The 18228-nt window shown below is 71.8% G+C and carries 12 protein-coding genes and 2 pseudogenes; 3 read left to right on the top strand and 11 right to left on the bottom strand.

Annotated elements, in window-relative coordinates; all coding sequences use genetic code 11:
* Positions 1-118 precede the first annotated feature (118 nt).
* Genes AB0D48_RS35660 through AB0D48_RS35650 form a run of 3 tightly spaced genes read right to left on the bottom strand, consistent with a single transcriptional unit; the run spans position 119 to position 2108 of the window.
* Positions 119-778, bottom strand: coding sequence for a methyltransferase domain-containing protein (locus AB0D48_RS35660; RefSeq protein ID WP_362406916.1), 660 nt, complete (start codon positions 776-778; stop codon positions 119-121).
* Positions 775-1395 (bottom strand): DUF2064 domain-containing protein, encoded by a 621-nt coding sequence (locus AB0D48_RS35655; RefSeq protein WP_362406913.1) that lies wholly within the window; start codon positions 1393-1395, stop codon positions 775-777. The genes AB0D48_RS35660 and AB0D48_RS35655 overlap by 4 nt, the downstream gene beginning before the upstream one ends.
* The gene (locus AB0D48_RS35650; protein ID WP_362406910.1) at positions 1392-2108 is read right to left on the bottom strand and encodes a glycosyltransferase family 2 protein; all 717 of its coding nucleotides are present in this window, start codon (positions 2106-2108) and stop codon (positions 1392-1394) included. Before AB0D48_RS35650 ends, AB0D48_RS35655 begins: the two co-directional genes overlap by 4 nt.
* 193 nt (positions 2109-2301) lie before the next feature.
* Here AB0D48_RS35650 and AB0D48_RS35645 point away from each other — a divergent pair.
* Positions 2302-2790: pseudogene (locus AB0D48_RS35645) on the top strand (response regulator transcription factor); the annotation flags it as partial.
* Positions 2778-3389: pseudogene (locus AB0D48_RS35640) on the top strand (HAMP domain-containing sensor histidine kinase); the annotation flags it as partial. The pseudogenes AB0D48_RS35645 and AB0D48_RS35640, both read left to right, overlap by 13 nt.
* 161 nt (positions 3390-3550) lie before the next feature.
* Here the strand turns inward: AB0D48_RS35640 and AB0D48_RS35635 are convergent.
* From AB0D48_RS35635 to AB0D48_RS35620, 4 genes are all read right to left on the bottom strand, one after another.
* Positions 3551-4561, bottom strand: a complete 1011-nt coding sequence (locus tag AB0D48_RS35635) for an NAD-dependent epimerase/dehydratase family protein (protein ID WP_362406907.1) — start codon at positions 4559-4561, stop codon at positions 3551-3553.
* Positions 4562-4639: 78 nt separating this feature from the next.
* The gene (locus AB0D48_RS35630) at positions 4640-6127 is read right to left on the bottom strand and encodes a SulP family inorganic anion transporter (protein ID WP_362406904.1); all 1488 of its coding nucleotides are present in this window, start codon (positions 6125-6127) and stop codon (positions 4640-4642) included.
* A 228-nt stretch (positions 6128-6355) separates the two neighbouring features.
* Positions 6356-7042, bottom strand: a complete 687-nt coding sequence (locus AB0D48_RS35625; protein WP_362406902.1) for a hypothetical protein — start codon at positions 7040-7042, stop codon at positions 6356-6358.
* 34 nt (positions 7043-7076) lie between these two features.
* Positions 7077-8462, bottom strand: coding sequence for a chloride channel protein (locus tag AB0D48_RS35620; protein WP_362406899.1), 1386 nt, complete (start codon positions 8460-8462; stop codon positions 7077-7079).
* Positions 8463-9106: 644 nt separating this feature from the next.
* Here AB0D48_RS35620 and AB0D48_RS35615 point away from each other — a divergent pair.
* Positions 9107-10927 (top strand): glycoside hydrolase family 15 protein, encoded by a 1821-nt coding sequence (locus AB0D48_RS35615; protein WP_362406896.1) that lies wholly within the window; start codon positions 9107-9109, stop codon positions 10925-10927.
* Positions 10928-11093: 166 nt separating this feature from the next.
* Here AB0D48_RS35615 and AB0D48_RS35610 read toward each other — a convergent pair whose 3' ends face one another.
* The 4 genes from AB0D48_RS35610 to AB0D48_RS35595 all read right to left on the bottom strand — a co-directional run bounded on the left by AB0D48_RS35610 (position 11094) and on the right by AB0D48_RS35595 (position 17775).
* Positions 11094-11519: a hypothetical protein gene (locus AB0D48_RS35610; RefSeq protein ID WP_362406893.1), complete on the bottom strand. Its 426-nt coding sequence runs from the start codon at positions 11517-11519 to the stop codon at positions 11094-11096.
* A gap of 356 nt (positions 11520-11875) precedes the next feature.
* Positions 11876-13564, bottom strand: coding sequence for an SWIM zinc finger family protein (locus AB0D48_RS35605; RefSeq protein ID WP_362406890.1), 1689 nt, complete (start codon positions 13562-13564; stop codon positions 11876-11878).
* Between the two features lie 276 nt (positions 13565-13840).
* A complete protein-coding gene (locus AB0D48_RS35600; RefSeq protein WP_362406919.1) occupies positions 13841-14929 on the bottom strand; it encodes an extracellular solute-binding protein in 1089 nt (362 codons plus the stop codon).
* Between the two features lie 179 nt (positions 14930-15108).
* Complete coding sequence (locus AB0D48_RS35595) at positions 15109-17775, bottom strand: SpoIIE family protein phosphatase (protein WP_362406887.1); 2667 nt, start codon at positions 17773-17775, stop codon at positions 15109-15111.
* Positions 17776-18228 lie beyond the last annotated feature (453 nt).

Below are 18228 nucleotides of genomic sequence, written 5' to 3'. Positions count from 1 at the left end.
GTGCGAGAGGTGCACGGTCACGTCCTCCGCGCGCACCCAGACTGGCCGTCCGCCGATGCGGAGATTGATGCTGGTGCACTGCCGCCGGACAGGCATCAGCCCCCTGCGCGTGCCCCGGTCAGCGGCGCCGCAGGCCCACGAAGTGACGGCCTGCGGCCTGCCAGGTCACCGACCGGGTCCACCCGGCATCCGCTGCTTCGTCGCACAGGGCGCGGGTACCGAGGCGGGCCCACCAGAAGGGCGCTCCGCGGCCTCCGCGGCCGTCGTCGACGTGGACCTCCACGCGTTCGTCGACGTCAGCGGTGGCCACCTCGACCAGCAGGGAGCCGGCCGGTGAAGCGAGTTGGGCAGCGCGGCGGAGCAGGGCTGCCGGGTCGCCTCCGATGCCGATGTTGCCGTCCATGAGCAGGACCGTCTCCCAGCGGCCTTCGCCCGGCAGCGGATCGAAGACCGACCGGCACAGAGCGCTGCCGCCGGAACGCATCGTCAGGGCCACCGCCTCAGGGGTGACGTCCACACCCAGCGCGCGGTGCCCGCGTGCGGCGAGGGTGGCGACGAGTCGCCCGGGGCCGCAGCCGATGTCCAGGACGGGCCCCGTGCAGCGGGCCAGGACGGTGGCGTCGGCCTCGTCGGGTTCGGCGCACCAGCGCTCCACGTCCAGCGGCAGCAGCCAGCCGTCGGCGCGCCGCAGGTAGAGCGGGCCCTGACCGGCGCGCAGCGCGTCGGCGTAGGGGTCGGCCCGCCAGGCGAGGGCGGGTTCGGTGAGCTGGGCGGTCATCGCACGACCGCGCAGAGGACGGAGTGCAGGGCGGCGAAGCGGGTGGCGGGTGCGGCGGCCGCCACCCGCGCCGCGTCGGCGGGGGTGTCCACGTCGCACAGCTCGGGCAGATCCCGTACCGCCCGCCCGGAGGCGGCCAGCCTCCGCCGTTGGACCTCGCCCGTGGTCGCCAGGGACATGGGGACGCCGAGGAGCAGAGCAGGGTCGGGTTCGGCCAGGCCGAGCGCCCAGAACCCGCCGTCGTCGGCGGGGCCGAACCAGGCGTCGGTGTCGCTGAAGACGAGGCCCCGCGCCAGGAGCTCCGGGGTGACCTGCGGAGTGTCCATGCCGACGAGCAGGGCCGGCCCGTCGGCATGGGCGAAGGCCGCGGCCAGTCGGGCGTCGAGCCCGCCCGCGCACTGCGGGACGACCTCGATGCCGTGGGGCAGCCAGGGCCCGGGCTGCCCGTCGAGGACCAGTACACGTCGCCGGGCCGGGGCGGCGACTACGGCGGCGAGGGTGTCCTGGAGCGCTGCGCGGGCCAGGTCGGCGGCCTGTTCGGGGGTGAAGTGCGGGGTGAGGCGGGTCTTGACCCGCCCTGCGACGGGGGCCTTGGCGATGACGAGGAGGGTGCTCATGCGGAGACCCCCTCGGGCGGCGCGGACCGGATGCCCGGCGGCTCGGCGAGTACCTTGCGCATGTCCCGTACGGCGTGCCAGGTGCCCCGCCAGGTGCCGGTGACCTTGGACCTCCCGGTGCGGGGCAGGTAGGGGACGTCCGTCTCGGCGACCCGCCAGCCCGCGTCGGCGGCCCGTACGACCATCTGCAACGGATAGCCGCTGCGCCGGTCGGTGAGCTCCAGGCCGAGCAGCGCCTCACGGCGCGCGACCCGCATCGGTCCGAGGTCGTGCAGCCGCAGTCCGGTGCGGCGGCGCAGCATCCGCGCCAGCGCGATGTTCCCGGCGCGGGCGTGCGCGGGCCATGAGCCGCGCCCCTGCGGGCGGCGCCGGCCGAGCAGCAGGTCCGTCTCACCGGCCGCGACGCGGGCGGCCATGGGGGCGAGCAGCCCGGGGTCCATGGAGGCGTCGCAGTCGCAGAAACAGACGAGGTCGGCGCGCGCCGCGAGCAGCCCGGCGTGGCAGGCGGCACCGAAACCGCGGCGGCTCTCGTGCACGACGGTCGCACCTAGGCTGCGGGCGATGTCCGCGGAGCCGTCGGTCGACCCGTTGTCGACGACGATGGCCCGCCACCCGGCGGGCACCCGCGCCAACACCCAGGGGAGCGCCTCCGCCTCATCGAGACACGGCAGTACGAGGTCCGCGCGCGGCGGTGCACAAGCAGATGAAGTCACCCTCCACACCGTAGGAAGCAAGGACCGGGACAAGGGGGTTCCAGACCTTACGAAACGCGGACGCCGTCCCGGATGAGGCGAGTGCCCGCTGCGCCGGGGCCCGGACGGGTGACAACCTGGAGCCATGGCAGCGAGCAATGTGGAGGGTGCGGACGAGCGGCAGGCCGCCGACGGCACCGACGGGGCCGGCGCTCTGGGCAGCGTTCTGGTCGTGGACGACGACCCGACCGTGTCGGAGGTCGTGGCCGGGTACCTGGAGCGGGCCGGTTTCGCCGTGCGCCTCGCGACCGACGGACCGGCCGCGCTGCGCGCCGCCGAGGAGCGCCGCCCCGACCTGATGGTCCTCGACCTGATGCTCCCCGGCATGGAAGGACTGGAGGTCTGCCGCCGGCTGCGCGCACGGGAGAAGGGCAGCCGGCCCGTCCCGGTCATCATGCTCACCGCACGCGGCGACGAGGACGACCGGATCCTGGGCCTGGAGGTGGGCGCGGACGACTACGTGACCAAGCCCTTCAGCCCGCGAGAGCTCGTCCTCCGTGTGCAGTCGGTCCTGCGCCGGGCGACTGCCGGCGCTCCGGCCGGCGGGCCGCGCCTCGCAGGGGCCGACCTGTCGTTGGATCCGGCGGCCCGCCGGGTCAGCAAGAACGGCAAGGAGCTCGCCCTCACCCTGCGGGAGTTCGAGTGTCGGAGGCGCTGGAGGACGGCATGGCCGCCGACCCCGCCCGCTACCACCGTCAGATGCGCACCGAGGTCGACCGCCTCAACTCGATGGTCGGCGACCTCTTCGAGCTCTCCCGCATCCACGCGGGCGCGCTGTCCCTCAGCCCGACCCGCATGTCCCTCTACGACCTGGTGGGCGACGCCCTTGCCGGAACCGACGCCCTCGCCCGGGAACACGGCGTCCGTCTGGCAGGGGACGGCGTCGCGCCGCTCCCGGTGGAGGTGGACGGCAAGGAGATGACCCGGGTGCTCTCGAACCTCCTGGTCAACGCCATTCGCCACACCCCGGCCGACGGTACGGTCGCGATCGCCGCCGAACTCCGCGCGGACTCCGTGGTGCTGTCGGTCACGGACGCCTGCGGAGGCATCCCCGAGGAGGACCTCCCCCGTGTCTTCGACACCGGCTGGCGGGGCACGCAGGCCCGCACCCCTCCTTCGGGTGCGGGCCTGGGCCTGGCGATCGTCAGGGGCATTGTCGAGGCCCACGCGGGCCACGCCAATGTCCGCAACGTCACCGGCGGCTGCCGCTTCGAACTGACCCTGCCGGCACCTGCCGGCTGAGCCCTGTCCGGGCCGCGCGGGACAGGCGGGTGTGCGGAGCCAGGCGGGTGTGCCGAACCAGGCGGGTGTGCGGGACCGAGCGGTGTGCGGGACCAAGCGGGTCCGATGCCGTGCGGGGCGGCACACCAAGCTCCGACTGGTGGCCTGCGGCCGCCGGTGCGCTATGTCTCCTGAAGAGTTCGGGCTTCCGACCCGGCCGCCAGCTCGGCCATGCCCGCGGCGAAGGGGACCACCGGACGCCAACCCAGTTCGCGGCGCAGGCGCGCCGAGTCGGCGGTGATGTGCCGGACGTCGCCCAGCCGGTACTCGCCGGTGACGACCGGGTCCGGGCCCGCGCACGCGGCTGCCAGCGCCTCGGCCATGTCGCCGACGGTACGGGGATCGCCGCTGCCCACGTTGTACGCGGCGAAGCCCGGCGTCCGTGCCAAGGCCTCCAGCGCCACCGCGTTGGCCCCGGCCACGTCCCGTACGTGGACGAAGTCCCGCCGCTGTCGGCCGTCTTCGAAGACGCGCGGTGCCCCGCCCCGCGCGAGTGAGGAGCGGAACAGCGCGGCCACTCCCGCGTACGGGGTGTCGCGGGGCATCCCCGGCCCGTAGACGTTGTGGTAGCGCAACGAGATGACGCGCCCGCCGGTGGCCCGTGCCCACGAGGCCGCGAGGTGTTCCTGAGCGAGCTTGGTGGTGGCGTAGACGTTCCGGGGGTCCATCGGCGCGTCCTCGGCGACCAGTCCGGGGGCGAGCTCGGCCCCGCAGTCCGGGCAGCGCGGCTCGAAGCGGCCCGCGGCCAGATCGGCCTCCTCGCGCGGGCCGGGCCGGACCACGCCGTGTGCGGGGCATTCGTACCGGCCCTCCCCGTAGACGACCATCGACCCGGCGAGCAGGAGCTGCCGCACGCCCGTCTCCGCCATCCCGGCCAGCAGCACCGCCGTGCCGAGATCATTGGCCGACACGTAGCCGGGGGCGTCCCCGAAGTCCTTGCCCAGGCCGACCTTGGCCGCCTGGTGGCAGACCGCGTCGATCCCGGTCAGCGCCTCCCGCACGGCATGCGGATCCCGTACGTCCCGCCCGTCCTCCGCCAGGTCGAAGACCACCGGGTCGTGCCCGCGGCCGATCAGCTCGGCGACGATGTGCGAGCCGATGAAGCCCGCTCCTCCAGTCACAAGTACGCGCATGCCCCGACGCTATGCCGCATCAGCCCCGTCGGCCCGGACACCGGGCCGCACGTCACGGATCCGTAAGAACGACCCGTGTCAGCCTGTTGCGGCGAGTTCGCCGCTGAGGGTCTTGTGCAGGCTGGCGCTGGGGCCGTTCAGGCCGGTGATCTCCACGGTTTTGCCGCGCTGGGCGTAGCGGTGCTCGATCGCATCGAGTGCCGCCACCGACGAGGCGTCCCAGATGTGCGCGGCGGACAGGTCGATGACGACCTTGCCGGGGTCGCCGGCGTAGTCGAAACGGCCGACGAGCTCATTGGACGAGGCGAAGAACAGCTGGCCGCTGACGGCGTAGACGACCTGGCTGCCGTCGGGGTCCGTGACCGCCGTGACGTCGGCGAGCCGGGCGACGCGCTTGGCGAAGATGACCATCGCGGTGACGGACCCCGCGACGACGCCCACGGCGAGGTTGTGGGTGGCGACGACGCACGTCACGGTGACGACCATGACGGTGATCTCGCCCGCGGGCATCCGCTTCAGCGTCTTGGGCGCGAGGGAGTGCCAGTCGAAGGTCGCGAAACAGACCATGATCATGACGGCGACCAGGGCGGCCATCGGAATGTCGGAGACGACCGGCCCGAACACGATGCACAGCACCATCAGGAACACGCCCGCGAGGAAGGTGGAGAGCCGGGTCCGGGCGCCGGAGACCTTCACGTTGATCATGGTCTGGCCGATCATCGCGCAGCCGCCCATGCCACCGAAGAAGCCGGTGACGATGTTCGCGATGCCCTGCCCCACGGACTCCCGGGTCTTCGACGAACGGGTGTCGGTGATCTCGTCGACCAGCTTCGCCGTCATCAGGGACTCCATCAGCCCGACGAGTGCCATGGCGAAGGCGTACGGGGCGACGGTGGTCAGCGTGCCGAGCGTGAACGGTACGTCCGGCAGCCCGGGCACGGGCAGTGAGGACGGCAGCGCGCCCTTGTCGCCGACCGTCGGCACCGCGATGCCCGCCGCGACCGTGATCACCGTGAGGATCACGATCGACACCAGCGGAGCCGGGACCGCGCTGGTGATCCTCGGGAGGAGCACCATGAGTGCCAGGCCGGCCGCGAGCAGCGGGTACACGGCCCACGGCACGTGCCGCAGCTCCGGCACCTGTGCCATGAACACCAGGATGGCGAGTGAGTTGACGAAGCCGACCATCACCGAGCGCGGTACGAACCGCAGCAGCTTGCCCACGCCCAGCGCACCGAGCACGATCTGGAAGGCCCCGGCGAGGATGACCGCGGCCACCATGTACCCGAATCCGTGCTCCCGGTTCAGCGGTGCGATGACCAGGGCCACGGCCCCGGTGGCGGCGGAGATCATTGCGGGCCGCCCGCCGACGACGGCGATGGTCACGGCCATGGTGAAGGAAGCGAACAGGCCGATCGCCGGATCCACCCCGGCGATGATCGAGAAGGAGATCGCCTCCGGGATCAGTGCCAGTGCGACCACGAGCCCGCCCAGCACCTCGGTGCGCAGCACCTTCGGCGACAGCCGGGACGGGCGGAAGCCGCGCAGCCGCGCGGGTATGGGCACAGCGAAGAGGGGCAAGGGGAACAGACCTGTCAGGCGGGCACACCGCCAACCGGCGGGCGGGTGTGCGGAGGGTGGGAACGACCCTCCAAGGTACCGCGCAGTTCCGTGGCCGTCCGCCCGCCCGTCGAACCTGGTCCGGCCCCAGCCCTGTCGAGCAGCCCGAGCAACCGGGGTGTGTACCGAGGCTGCGGGCGCCGGGGACGCTCTGCGTGCGGCCGGGCGGGTTGGCTATTCGAGGGCGGACAGGGCGCCGGCGACGGCGAACCCCAGGACGGTCAGCAGTCCGGTCGCCTTGCCGCCGCGCTCGTACGCTTCGGGCATCATCGAGTTGGCGAGCATGGCCAGGACCGATCCGGCAGCGAAGGCCTCCGCGTAGCGTCCGTCCGCCTCGGGCAGCAGCTGCACGATGCCGCATCCGGCCGCGGCGCTCGCTGCGGACACCGCGACCAGGGCCCACCATGTCCGGTAGGCCTGACGAGGCGTTCGTCCCGAGGCGAGCATGCCCGAGGTCGCGCCAAGGCTTTCGGGCATGTTGGAGATGAAGACAGCGGCCAGGAAGGCGATGCTGACATGTCCGCCGGCTGCGACTCCCATACCCAGGACAAGGGATTCCGGAATTCCGTCGAGCAGCGCACCGACGACGATCGACCGGTCCGCCGAACCCTTCGAAGCGGCCCGGTCGACGAAGAAGAAGACCAGGGCTCCGCCGGCCAGCGCGACGAACGTCCACACGCTGGGCTCGTGGCCCGGGGGGACCAGTTCGTAAGCCAGCGCGGCGATCAGCGCGCCGGATCCGAAGCCCATCACCAGCCCGACTCGGTGCCTGGGCGGCCTGCGGTGCACGGCCACCCACGCGCCGATGACCAGGGAGACGGCTCCTGCCGCTCCCCACAGCGCGGCGATCAGTACGCTCATGGTCACCTTCGGTCATTCGCAGAGCGAAGCTGCGTCACGGTGCCCCGGCTGCTTTGGGGCTGCCGGCGTCCGCGGCCCGCTCCTCGGCGCTCGGAGCGGATGGCAGCGCCGTACCGGCGGGGAGCAGTTCGGTGGTGACGAAAGAGACCACGGCCGCGAGGATGACGAGGGGAATCATGGCGGAGCTGCCCAGCAGCAGGACCACGAGGACCACGCTGCTGACCGGTAGCCGCATGATGGTGGCTGTGGCCGCTGCCATGCCCGCCGCCATGGCCGGCACGACACCGAGGCCGGGCAGGGGAGCCAGGAGGGCTCCGGCGGCGGCTCCGAGGAAGACGGCGGGGAAGATGGCGCCGCCGCGCAGGCTGCCCAGGCAGAGGGCGTAGGCGGCGCTCTTGAGGAGCAGGATGGCGATCAGCGCACCGACGCCCCAGGCGTGTGGGTCGGCGGCCAGCTCGGCGAGGGTGGCCTGGCCTGACAAGGCGACGTCGGCGGGCGTGTGGCCGGTGGCCAGGGCGTAGAGAGCGGCGCAGGCCCCTGCGCCCAGCGCGCACAGGACGGTGCGCGGCAGCACGTGGGCGGAGACGAATGCCGCTGTCCGTCGGCCCGCCTCCAGGACCGGGTGCAGGAACACGGCGAGCACGAGGGCGATGAGTACGGTCCAGAGCACGTCCGCCGGGTCCAGGTGGGGGAGGGGCAGCGTGAGGCCGAGACTGCCGGTTTCCAGGCCGGTCCAGCGGCCGAAGCCGGTGAAGACCAGGGCCCCGATCCCGCTGGAGAGCAGGGCGGGGAGCATGACCGCGAAGAGCCGGGGGCCGCCCACTCCTGCCACCTCGATGAGGAGTACCGCGGCGATCAGGGGGTTGCCGAAGATCGCCGCGATGGCGGCGGCTGCTCCGGCCGCGCCCAGCAGCGCGGTGGTCTGCGGGGTCGCCGGGGTCCGCGTGAGGTCCCGGAAGAGCAGGGCCAGGCCGCCACCGAGGGCGATCAACGGTGCCTCCGGTCCCAGGACCGCGCCGAAAGGCAGACTCGCGGCCGCGGCCAGCACCACGCCCGGCAGCGCGGTCGGCGAGGTCGCGCCGGCGTGCAGGCCGCCCGCGGGTATGTGGCCGCCCCCGCCGGTGAGGCGGGAGGCGACCAGGCCGACGAGCACGCCGGCGACCAGCAGCAGGGGCAGCGGCCACCACCACGGGGGCGTGTCCCAACCCAGGTGGTGCGGAATAGCCGCCCACAGCGCGTGTTCCAGTTCGTGCAGCCCGGCGAGGAACCAGAACGCGATGAGCGACACCGGAATGCCGATGAGAGCTGAGAAGGCAAGGATTTTGAGGTAGCCGGGAGCGCGGAGGATGTCACGCAGCCGGTCCGCCTCCTGCGGCTGACCGTGGGGACCGTCAACGGGTTGAGGACTCGGCTCCGTCATGGAAATCCTTCTTCCTGGCCCATGGCCGCGATGTCCTTCGGGGCAGGCGCCGCCGGCCGGATGCCGCACCGGGCGGCCGAGCCCCTCGTCTCGATGATCCGCTCGGTCGGCGGTCTTCGCCGCTGGACGTCGGTGGCGCGGCTGGACCCGGTCCGCCGGTGCGACGCCGAAGCCCGAACCACATCCCGTACCGGTCGGCGAGCGTCCCAGCCGATCGGCGAGGTGACCTCGCCCCGACGTCAAGGCCAGAAGACGTCAAGGCCAGAAGCCGTCATCACCCACTCCTCGGGGGCTTCAGCCTGGTCCGAGCGCCACAAGCCCGCTGCCGGAGCGGCACACTGTCCGCCCGGCCCAGCCCGTACGCGACACCCCGGCGCCGCCATGCCGGTGACCCCGTGGTGCGCCTGCTGCGGGCGTGGCGGCCCGGCTCCTGCTGAACGCGGTCCAGGAAGGCAGACGGCAGCGGGACCGGCCGGCAGCCGGTGGGTCCGGCTTTCGGTAACGCCCCGCAGGAGGAATGGATGGCAGCCGAGCGCAGGCAATCGTGTACGAGCGGTCCGTGAACGCTTTGCCGCGCGCAGAGGGCTGGGCTGCCGGAAGGTGGACGTAGGGGGTTGCTTGCCGTTCGAAATTTCGGAGCAGCCATGGATCGCTATCCTCCCATCGCGGAGCACGGCCTGGTGGGCGACCTGCAGACCGCCGCTCTCGTCTCGTCACAGGGCGTCGTCGACTGGTTCGCCGCACCGAGGTTCGACTCGCCGAGCATCTTCGCTGCTCTGCTCGACCACGACGGCGGCGGATACATGCGGATCTCACCTGAGTACGCCGATGGAAGCTGCAAGCAGCTCTATTACCCGGACACCGCCATCCTGGTGACCCGGTTCATGTCGCCGGAGGGCGTGGGCGAAGTGATCGACTTCATGCCTCCGGACCGGACCCGCACCGCTACCGACCGCCACACCCTGGTACGCGGGGTGCGTGCTGTGCGAGGGACCGTCGACTTCACGCTCGAATGCCGCCCGCGCTTCGACTACGGTCGCGCCGATCACACGGTGGAACTCGGTGAGAACGGCGCCCTGTTCCGGGCTCCGGGGATCGACGCGCATCTGCAGACCACGTTCCCTGTGGATCAGGACGGTCAGGACGTACGCGGCAGAGTGACGCTGAGCACCGGTGAATCCGCGGGCCTCGTGTTCACCGTCTGCGCGTCCGGCGGCGCGGCACCCGAAGTCCCCACGGCCGACGGGATCACCGCACAGTTCCAGGAGACCGCCCGCTTCTGGCACGAGTGGCTGAGCCAGTCCCGCTACAAGGGCCGCTGGCCCGAACTGGTGCACCGCTCGGTCATCACCCTCAAGCTGCTCACCTACTCTCCCACAGGCGCCCTGATCGCGGCAGCCACCATGGGCCTGCCCGAGCAGCTCGGGGGAGAGCGCAACTGGGACTATCGCTACACCTGGGTACGCGACGCGGCGCTGTCCGTGCGGGCCATGCTTGACCTGGGCTTCGTCGAGGAAGCCACGGCCTTCGTCCACTGGCTCGTGGACAGACTCTATGAGCGCGCAGGCAAGGAGGAAGAACCGCTCCAGACGATGTACCGGGTCGATGGCAACCCCGACCTGCCGGAGGAGAACCTCGAACATTTCGAGGGCTACCGCGGCTCCTCGCCCGTCCGTATCGGCAACGGCGCCGTCGATCAGCTCCAGTTGGACATCTACGGCGAAGCCCTCTACGGGCTGGCCCAGGGTCGCGAGATCGGGCACCAGGCCAACTACCGGGGATGGAAGGCGCTGACCAGGATGCTGGACTGGTTCGCAAACGCGTGGGACCGGCCGGACGAGGGAATCTGGGAGACCCGCGGTGGCCGCCGCGACTTCACCTACAGCCGGGTGATGTCCTGGGTTGCCTTCGACCACGGATTGAGCCTGGCCGAGCGCTTCCGCAGGCCCGCCGACGTGGACGGGTGGCGCAGGGCGCGCGACGCCATCTTCGAACAGGTGATGGAACGCGGCTGGAGCGACACGGAGGGCGCCTTCGTCCAGCAGTACGGCAGCGACGTCTTGGACGCTTCCCTGCTGCTCATGCCGAGGGTGGGATTCATCGCGCCGCAGGACCCCGCTTGGCTCTCCACCCTCGACGCGATGGACCGCACGCTCGTCTCCGACAGCCTCGTCTACCGCTACGACCCCGCTGCGTCGCCGGACGGGCTGCTCGGTTCGGAGGGAACCTTCAGTCTGTGCACCTTCCTCTACGTCGACGCGCTGGCCAGGGCAGGTCGAGTGACCCAGGCCCGCTACACCTTCGAGAAGATGCAGACCTATGCCAACCACGTCGGACTGTTCGCCGAGGAGGTCGGTCCGAGTGGCGAACAACTGGGTAATTTCCCACAGGCGTTCACTCATCTGTCCCTCATCATGGCTGCCGTCACCCTCGACGAGTCGCTCAACGCGGAGCAAGGGCACTGACCGGCCACGCATGCCGGCCATCTCGACCGCCTGGTAGGTCCGTCGCCGGATGTGCGCGATCCGGCCAGGGGCGGGATCCCGGCGGCACACTGATGGAGCAGCGGTGGGAAGAGGTGGGCGTGGCGCCCGAACCAGGTGACAGTTGATCAGACTCGCGGAGGAGACATCAGCGTGCTGTGGTGGAAGCCGAGTCGGGGGTCGTGCCACCACGGGAGGCCGTCGACGTACTGCCGCAGCTGCGGCATGCGCACCCGCTGTCGGGCGCGAGACCCGCAGGGCGGCGAGGAAGTGCCTGCTGCTCGCGGCCGGTGAGCCGCGGGTGAAGACGTCGGTCGTTGATGTGCGCCGGGGTCTCACGCGGTGCGGTCCAGTGGCGGAGGACCTGCCCGTGTTCGGCGTCGATCTCGAGACGTACTCCTTGAGGTAGGCCATGGCCCACTTCGTAGTAGTCGATCTTGTACCGGCCTGTGGCGGGGTCGTAGCGGAAGACGCAGACGCCCGCCCGGCCTTCCAGTCCGTTGAGGCCGTTGCCGTCGAGGGCGATGTGGAAGGCGTACGGGTACTCGCGCGGCGGGGTGGCGGGCGGCGTCAACGGGGCTGCCTCTCGGGCCTGAAGTGGCGGAGTCCGGAACTGTCGGTGTGCTCAGCCGGGCCGGCCGCCGCAGGGCCACGGGGGTCAACGGCTCGGCCACCCGGACGACGGCGTCCCAGAGCGAGGAGGCGGCACCGGCCGTCTCCTCGACCGGCACGGCGCTGCCCATCCGGCCAGGGGGATGCCGCGCATGATCGCGCCCCACTCTTCGTCGTCACCTCCCACACCGGCCGTCCCCGTCCGGGATGAAGGGGTATGCCACGGGTGACGCACGGCGGAAGGCTCCAGCGGCGTGCCGGTGCGCGGACACGGAGGACGCCGTACGTCCGCCTCACCACGAGACGGCCGGGTACCACTCAGAGTCCGTGCTGGTCGAGCGTCGCCATCAGCTTCCGCTTGCGTTTCTGGTCGGCCCGCAGGGCGGCCAGGTAGGTTGCGAACTCGGCCTCGGTGCCCAGCAGGCGGTGGCAGGCGCGGGCGTTGAGCAGCAGTTCCGCCATGCGTTCGTACGTGCTGTCACCGGTCTGCTTGCGCAGCGGCTCGATCCAGCGCAGGTAGACGGTCAGCGCGTCGGCCGGTTGCCGGTCGCGGATCCGGTCGGCAAGGGCCAGCCACTGCCGCTGGTCCGCGTAGCCGTCGGCGGCGGCCTGCCGGGCGGCTTCGAGGTCGGCGTCGTCCATGAGCGCGTCGACCAGCACCGAGCCGCCGAACCAGCTTCCCTTCTCGGGCCGGTCGGCGGCCTTCAGCACCTCCAGGGCGCCCGCGCGCTCGGAGCACTCCCAGGCGCCGGCCGCTCGGGCGGCTGTACGCAGATGCCGGTAGGAGGCCAGCGAGGGGCGGGCCCGCAGCAGGTCCCGGCGGATCGTGACCACGTCGGCCAGGCGGCCGGCCCGCGCGTACCGTTCGCAGACGAGGGTGACCAGCTCTTCGTCCGGCCCCCAGTCGGACTCCGCCTCCCGCAGGCCGCGTTCGGCCCACTCCAGGGCCTCGGCCGCACGGCCCGCGGCCTCCAGCTCCTCGGCGATCACCAGGTGGGTGTGGCCGTTCGGGGCGAGGTCTGCCGCGTGGACGGCGACCAGCGCGTCCACGCTGCCGCTGTCCGACTTCAGAAGGCGCTCCATGAGGTATTTCTGTGTCCACCCCTTGGGGTTGGCCCGCCAGGCGGCCACCACCAGTTCGCGAGCCCGGGCCATGCCCGGCTCACCCAGTACCTCCTGGTAGTCGAAGGGGTCCATGTCGATGGCATCGTTCGCCTCGTCCAGCAGGTGGCGCACCAGCCATTCGGCGGTCTCCACCGGGTCGGGCCCGGCGGTCCGGCAGGCCTCCACATGGGCTTCGGCCAGCCCGGTGACGACGTCCCCGATCAGGCCGTCCGAGTCGTCGATCTCCCCGTACGCGCGGCCCAAGGTCCGGAGCGCCTCGCGGGCCACCTCCACAGCGTCCGCCGACCGGCCGCTCGCCGTCAACGCGCGCAGAGCCGTGACCGCCTCCGCCGCCTGCCGCCCGTAGGCGCGGGCGTCCGCGTACTCGACGTAGCCGTAGCGGGCGAAGGGGCGGGTGTCGAGGAGGCTCAGGATGCGCTCCCGGGCGATGCCGGTGTCCTCCCCGGCGGTGGCCGCACGCAGTTCGAGGCGGCGGCGCAGGTCACGATCGCCGACGAGCTGTTCCCGTACCAGGGAGAGCAGTTCCTCCCGGGTGCGGGACTCCAACCAGGTGTCCAGCAGCCGGCTGCGAGAGGCAGCGGCCGACCGTCGCTCCGGTACGGATTCGGCCTGCCCGAGGACGGCCAGGCCCACCGCCACGCAATGCTTGCAGAAGTTGCCCTCCTGCCCGTAGGGGCAGTCGCACCAGCCGGTGAGCCCGCTGTCCCCGTTCTCGGACAGCTCGACCTCGTAGGCCTCGCTGCCGTCCACGGTTGCGGTGATCGCCACGTCCCCGATCTCCAGCCGGGACACCGCGGACACATAGCCGAGTCCCCGCTCGAAGGAGCGCGCCCCCGCCAGCCGGCGCAGGTCTTCCTCGGTGAAGCCCAGAGCATGTGCCACGGCATTCATTCAACCGGATGGGCGCGCCTCCCCGCTGGGCTCTGCGGAAGACGCCGACAACGGACTCGGCGCCCCTCTTTCCCGCTTGCGCCCGTGTTCATCATCGTCGCGGCGCCCGGCTCGGAACCGACCACCCGCTTGTCCGGCTCGTGCCCTCGGTGAGGCAGGGCGGGGGACGCCGTCACCGCCGACCGCATCACGACCTCGGTTCCCGCGCACCTCAGGTGTGAGGCCCGGACGGGCGGGCGCACGCCTGGCCAGGACCGCTCCCGGCCCTCAGCCCGAAACGGCCTCGGCCCAGTTGCGGTTGACGGTCTGTCTGGCCTTCTCCCTCTGCGTCTCCGTAGGAAACGTAGGCGTGCCCTCGACCGTCGGCAGTTTCTCCGCGGTGGACTTGTCGAGGGTGCCGTCCTTCTCCATGGCGTCCATGAGGACGGGGCGTGCATAGGCGCCGAGCCGGACGTTCTGCCCCTCCGGGCTGAAGACGTACTCCTGCCACAGACGTGCCGCCGCGGGGTGCGGGGCGTCCTTGTTCACCCCGTTCGCGTAGTACTGGGCGAAGCTGCCGTCGAAGGGGATGGCGGTCCGCCAGTCGACGTCCGTGCCCTTCTCGCGGAATCCGTCGGCGTATCCGAGGTTGAGGAAGTCCCAGTCGATGCTGATCGGGGTCTGGCCCTTCGCGATCGTGGCCGGGGTGGATTCGACCGGGATGAAGTTGCCGTTGTTGCTGAGCTCGGCGAAGAAGTCGATGCCGGGCTGGATGTTGTCGAAGGAACCCCCGTTCGCCAGGGCCGCCGCGTACACCCCGGCGAAGGCGGAGCCGGACTTGGTGGGGTTTCCGTTGAGCGCGACCTTGCCCTTGTACTCGGGCTTGCGCAGGTCGGCGAAGGTCGCGGGGCAGGTCTTGACGCGCTTGGCGTCACAGCCGATCGAGATGTAGCCGCCGTAGTTGTTGTACCAGCGGGCCCGGTGGTCCTTCTGTTCCTTGGGGATCTCGTCGTACGCGGCGACCTTGTACGGAGCGAGCAGGCCCTGCCGTGCCGCGGCCTGCGCGAACGAGCCCCCCACGTCGATCACATCGGGGGCGCGGCCCTCGCCCCTGTGCTCCTTCAGGGCGTTGATCTCGTCCTGGCTGGTACCTTCCGGGTTCTCCACCATGACCTTGATCCCGTACTTCTTCTCGAAGCCGTCGATCAGTGCGCCGTAGTTGGCCCAGTCGCTCGGGAGCGCGATCGTGTTGAGCGAGCCCTCCTTCTTCGCCGCTGTGGTCAGTGCTGCCATGCCGCCGGCGTCCGCGGCGGAGGTGGCCACTGCGGGTGCTCTGGGCGCGGCGGTGGGCTTTTCTCCGCAGGCACCGAGGGGCACCGTCGCGAGGGCCAGGCAGGCGGCGACGGAGGCTGTTCGGAGACGGGGTGCGGGCACGAAGGCTCCATAACGGGCGGTCGCGTACTGATCGAGGCCAGCGTACGGTCGGCGGCCTCGGCGGCGCAGTCCCAGACGGTGGTGTCCGCTGTCTTCCCTACGGCTGCCCTACCGGCGCGTTCTCAGATCCCCTCGTCGTCCCACCCGGCCAGGAGCGCCTCCCCGAGGTCCATCGCGGGCGGTGCGGCCCCGTCGTGGAGGGCCTGCTCGCTCCAGATGATCTTGCCGCGGGCGGTGTAGCGGGTGCCCCAGCGCTCGGCGAACTGCGCGACGAGGAACAGGCCGCGCCCGCCCTCGTCGGTGGCCTCGGCCCGGCGCAGGTGCGGGGAGGTGCTGGACCCGTCGGAGACCTCGCATACCAGGCTGCGGTCGTACAGCAGCCTCACCCGGATGGGCTCGGTGCCGTAGCGGATGGCGTTGGTCATCAGCTCGCTGAGGATGAGTTCCGTGGTGAAGGCGATGTCCTCCAGACCCCAGTCCGCCAGCCGGCGGGAGCAGGCGTTGCGAACCGGGGACACCGCCGCAGGATCGGGGCGCACGTCCCACTCGGCGATCCGCGCGGGGTCCAGTCGGCAGGTGCGGGCCACGAGCAGCGCGACGTCGTCGCTGGGCCTCGTGGGCAGCATCGCCTCGATCACCGCGGTGCAGGTTTCCTCCGGGGTGCGGGCGGGCCCGGCCAGGGCGGTGCGCAGCGCTGCCAGGCCCGCGTCCGGATCGCGGTCGCGGCTCTCGATCAGCCCGTCGGTGAAGAGTGCCAGCCGGGACCCTTCGGGCAGGGTGGCCGTCATGGTCTCCATGGGCAGACCCGCGCCCAGGCCCAGTGGCGGGGAGACCGGCACCTCTGGGAAGGACACGGTTCCGTCGGGGCGGACCAGAGCGGGGCCCGGATGCCCGGCGGTGGCTGCAGTCACCTGCCCCGAGACGGGATCGTAGATGGCGCACAGGCAGGTGGCTCCGGTGATCCCCTGCCACTCCTGCTCGTCGGTGTCGATGTGGGCGACCAGCTCGTCCAGGTGGCTCAGGAGCTCGTCCGGGGGCAGGTCGAGGGTGGAGAAGTTGTACACGGCGGTGCGCAGGCGGCCCATGGTGGCGGCGGCGTGGAGACCGTGGCCGACGACGTCGCCGACCACCAGGGCCACTCGGGCGCCGGGCAGCGGGATGACATCGAACCAGTCGCCGCCCACTCCGGCCTGGGCGGCCAGATAGCGGTGGGCGACCTCGACGGCGGACTGCTCCGGTACGCCCCGGGGCAGCAGGCTGCGCTGCAGGGTGACGGCCAGGGTGTGCTCGCGGGTGTAGCGGCGGGCGTTGTCGACGGACAGTGCCGCCCGGGCGGTCAGCTCCTCGGCGAAGGACACGTCCTCCTCGTCGAACGGCGGGGAGTCCTGCCCCCGCCAGTAGCCGGCCATCCCCAGCACCACGCCCCTGGCCCGCAGGGGCACGACGATCAGGGAGTGGATGCCGCGGTCCAGGATCTGCAGGGCGTTGGCCTGGTCCTGGGCCCGCCAGCGGTGGGTGGCGCGCAGGTCCGCCTCCAGGACCGCATGGCCGCCGGCCAGCCCGGCGGCCATGGGACCGGTGGGAGCGAACCGGATCAGCTCGCCGACGGGGGAGAGCGGGTGGTCGCCCTGAAGGCCGACGACGGCGGTGCGGCGCATCTCGGTGCTCGCTCCGGGCGGCTCCTCGCCGCGCAGTACCGGGTCCAGCAGGTCGACGGTGACCACATCGGCGAACCGCGGGACCGCCACCTCCGCCAGTTCCTCCGCGGTGCGCTCCACGTTCAGCGTCGTTCCGACCTGCACCCCCGCGTCGTAGAGCAACTTCAGCCGCTCGCGGGCCACCTCGGCCCTGCCGGAGAGTGCCCGCAGCTCGGTGGTGTCCCGCAGCGTGACGACGGTCCCGGCCTGCCCGTAGGGGGCGGTGGGCCGGATGTTCACCGCCAGCAGCCGATCGGCTGCCATGTGGAGCTCGTCGGTCGCGGAACGGCCCGATGCGATGGGGTCGGCGATCCCCTTCTCCAGACCCAGGTCCGTGACGGAGAGCCCTTCCGCGTCCACCGGCAGATCCAGCAGCCGCCGCGCCTCGTCATTGGCCAGCAGCAGCCGTCCGCCGCCGCCGACGATCAGTACGCCCTCTCGCACCGCGTGCAGCACCGCGTCGTGGTGCTCGTACATCCTCGTCATCTCGGCCGGTCCCAGGCCGTGGGTCCGGCGCAGCAGCCGACGGCTCACCAGAGCCGTCCCGCCCGCGGACAGGGCGAGCACCGCGGCTGCGCTGCCGAGGACGACCGGCAGCTGCCGGTTCACCATGCTCTGGACGTTCTGGACCGTGACCGGGGAGGAGACGATCGCGATGACGCGGCCGGCGGAGTCCTTGACGGGGACCACCGAGACCACGGACTGCCCCAGGGACCCTTCGAACGTCTCGGTGAAGGTCTTGCCGGCCGCCGCCTTGGAGAAGGGGCCGACGACGTGCTTCCCGATCTGCCGCGGGTCGCTGTGGGTGAGGGTGACCCCGTCGAGCGTGTACACGTTGATGCCGTCGACCCCGGCGATCTTCCGGGCCGCCTGGGCGCTCGGCTGCAGCACCGCGCTCGGATGGGGGCTGCGCAGGGCGGCGACGATTCCCGGAGATTCCGCGAACGTTCCGGCGGCGGCGAGCGTACGGTCCCGGGCGTCCAGCATGGCGTCGCTGCGGGCCTGCACCACGAGCGCCACCACCGCGGCGGCGACGAGAAGCACCACGACGGCCAGCTGCAGGAGGAACACCTCGCCGGCCACACTGCGCACGCTCAGCAGGGAGGACAGACGCTGCGGCCGCGGCCCCCTTCTCTCGGGGCGCCGGGCGGGCTCCTGATGCTCCTGGTGGTGTCCTGAGCGGGGATGCCGAGAGGGAGAGGAAGAGCTGGTGGTCCAACCGAGCAGCCGACGCCTGAAACGTTCAAGGAGGTCGCGCATACTCCATTTTCTAACCTCTACGGGCCGACGGCAGCGGGGAGGGAGCGACGGTCGCCGAGCAGAGCGGGACCCCTCCGCGGAGCGAGGGTGTGGCGCGGCGCGTGGGGGGGCGCGGCGCGTGGGGGCGCGGGCGGGATGCGGGCCGTCGCCCGCGCACGTCGTGTACACCGGCCCGCTGCTGGTTGCGACACCCGCTCTGGCGGCGGTGACGATGGGCCCCAAGGGCACGCTCGCGGCGGCGGGGGTGGCCGTCGGTGTCAGCGTGATCACCGCCAGCCACAACCA

Source organism: Streptomyces sp. NPDC048269 (assembly GCF_040652395.1).
Lineage (GTDB): Bacteria > Actinomycetota > Actinomycetes > Streptomycetales > Streptomycetaceae > Streptomyces.
The sequence above is the reverse complement of the archived record's forward strand: the minus strand, read 5'-3'. Positions and strand labels throughout refer to the sequence as shown.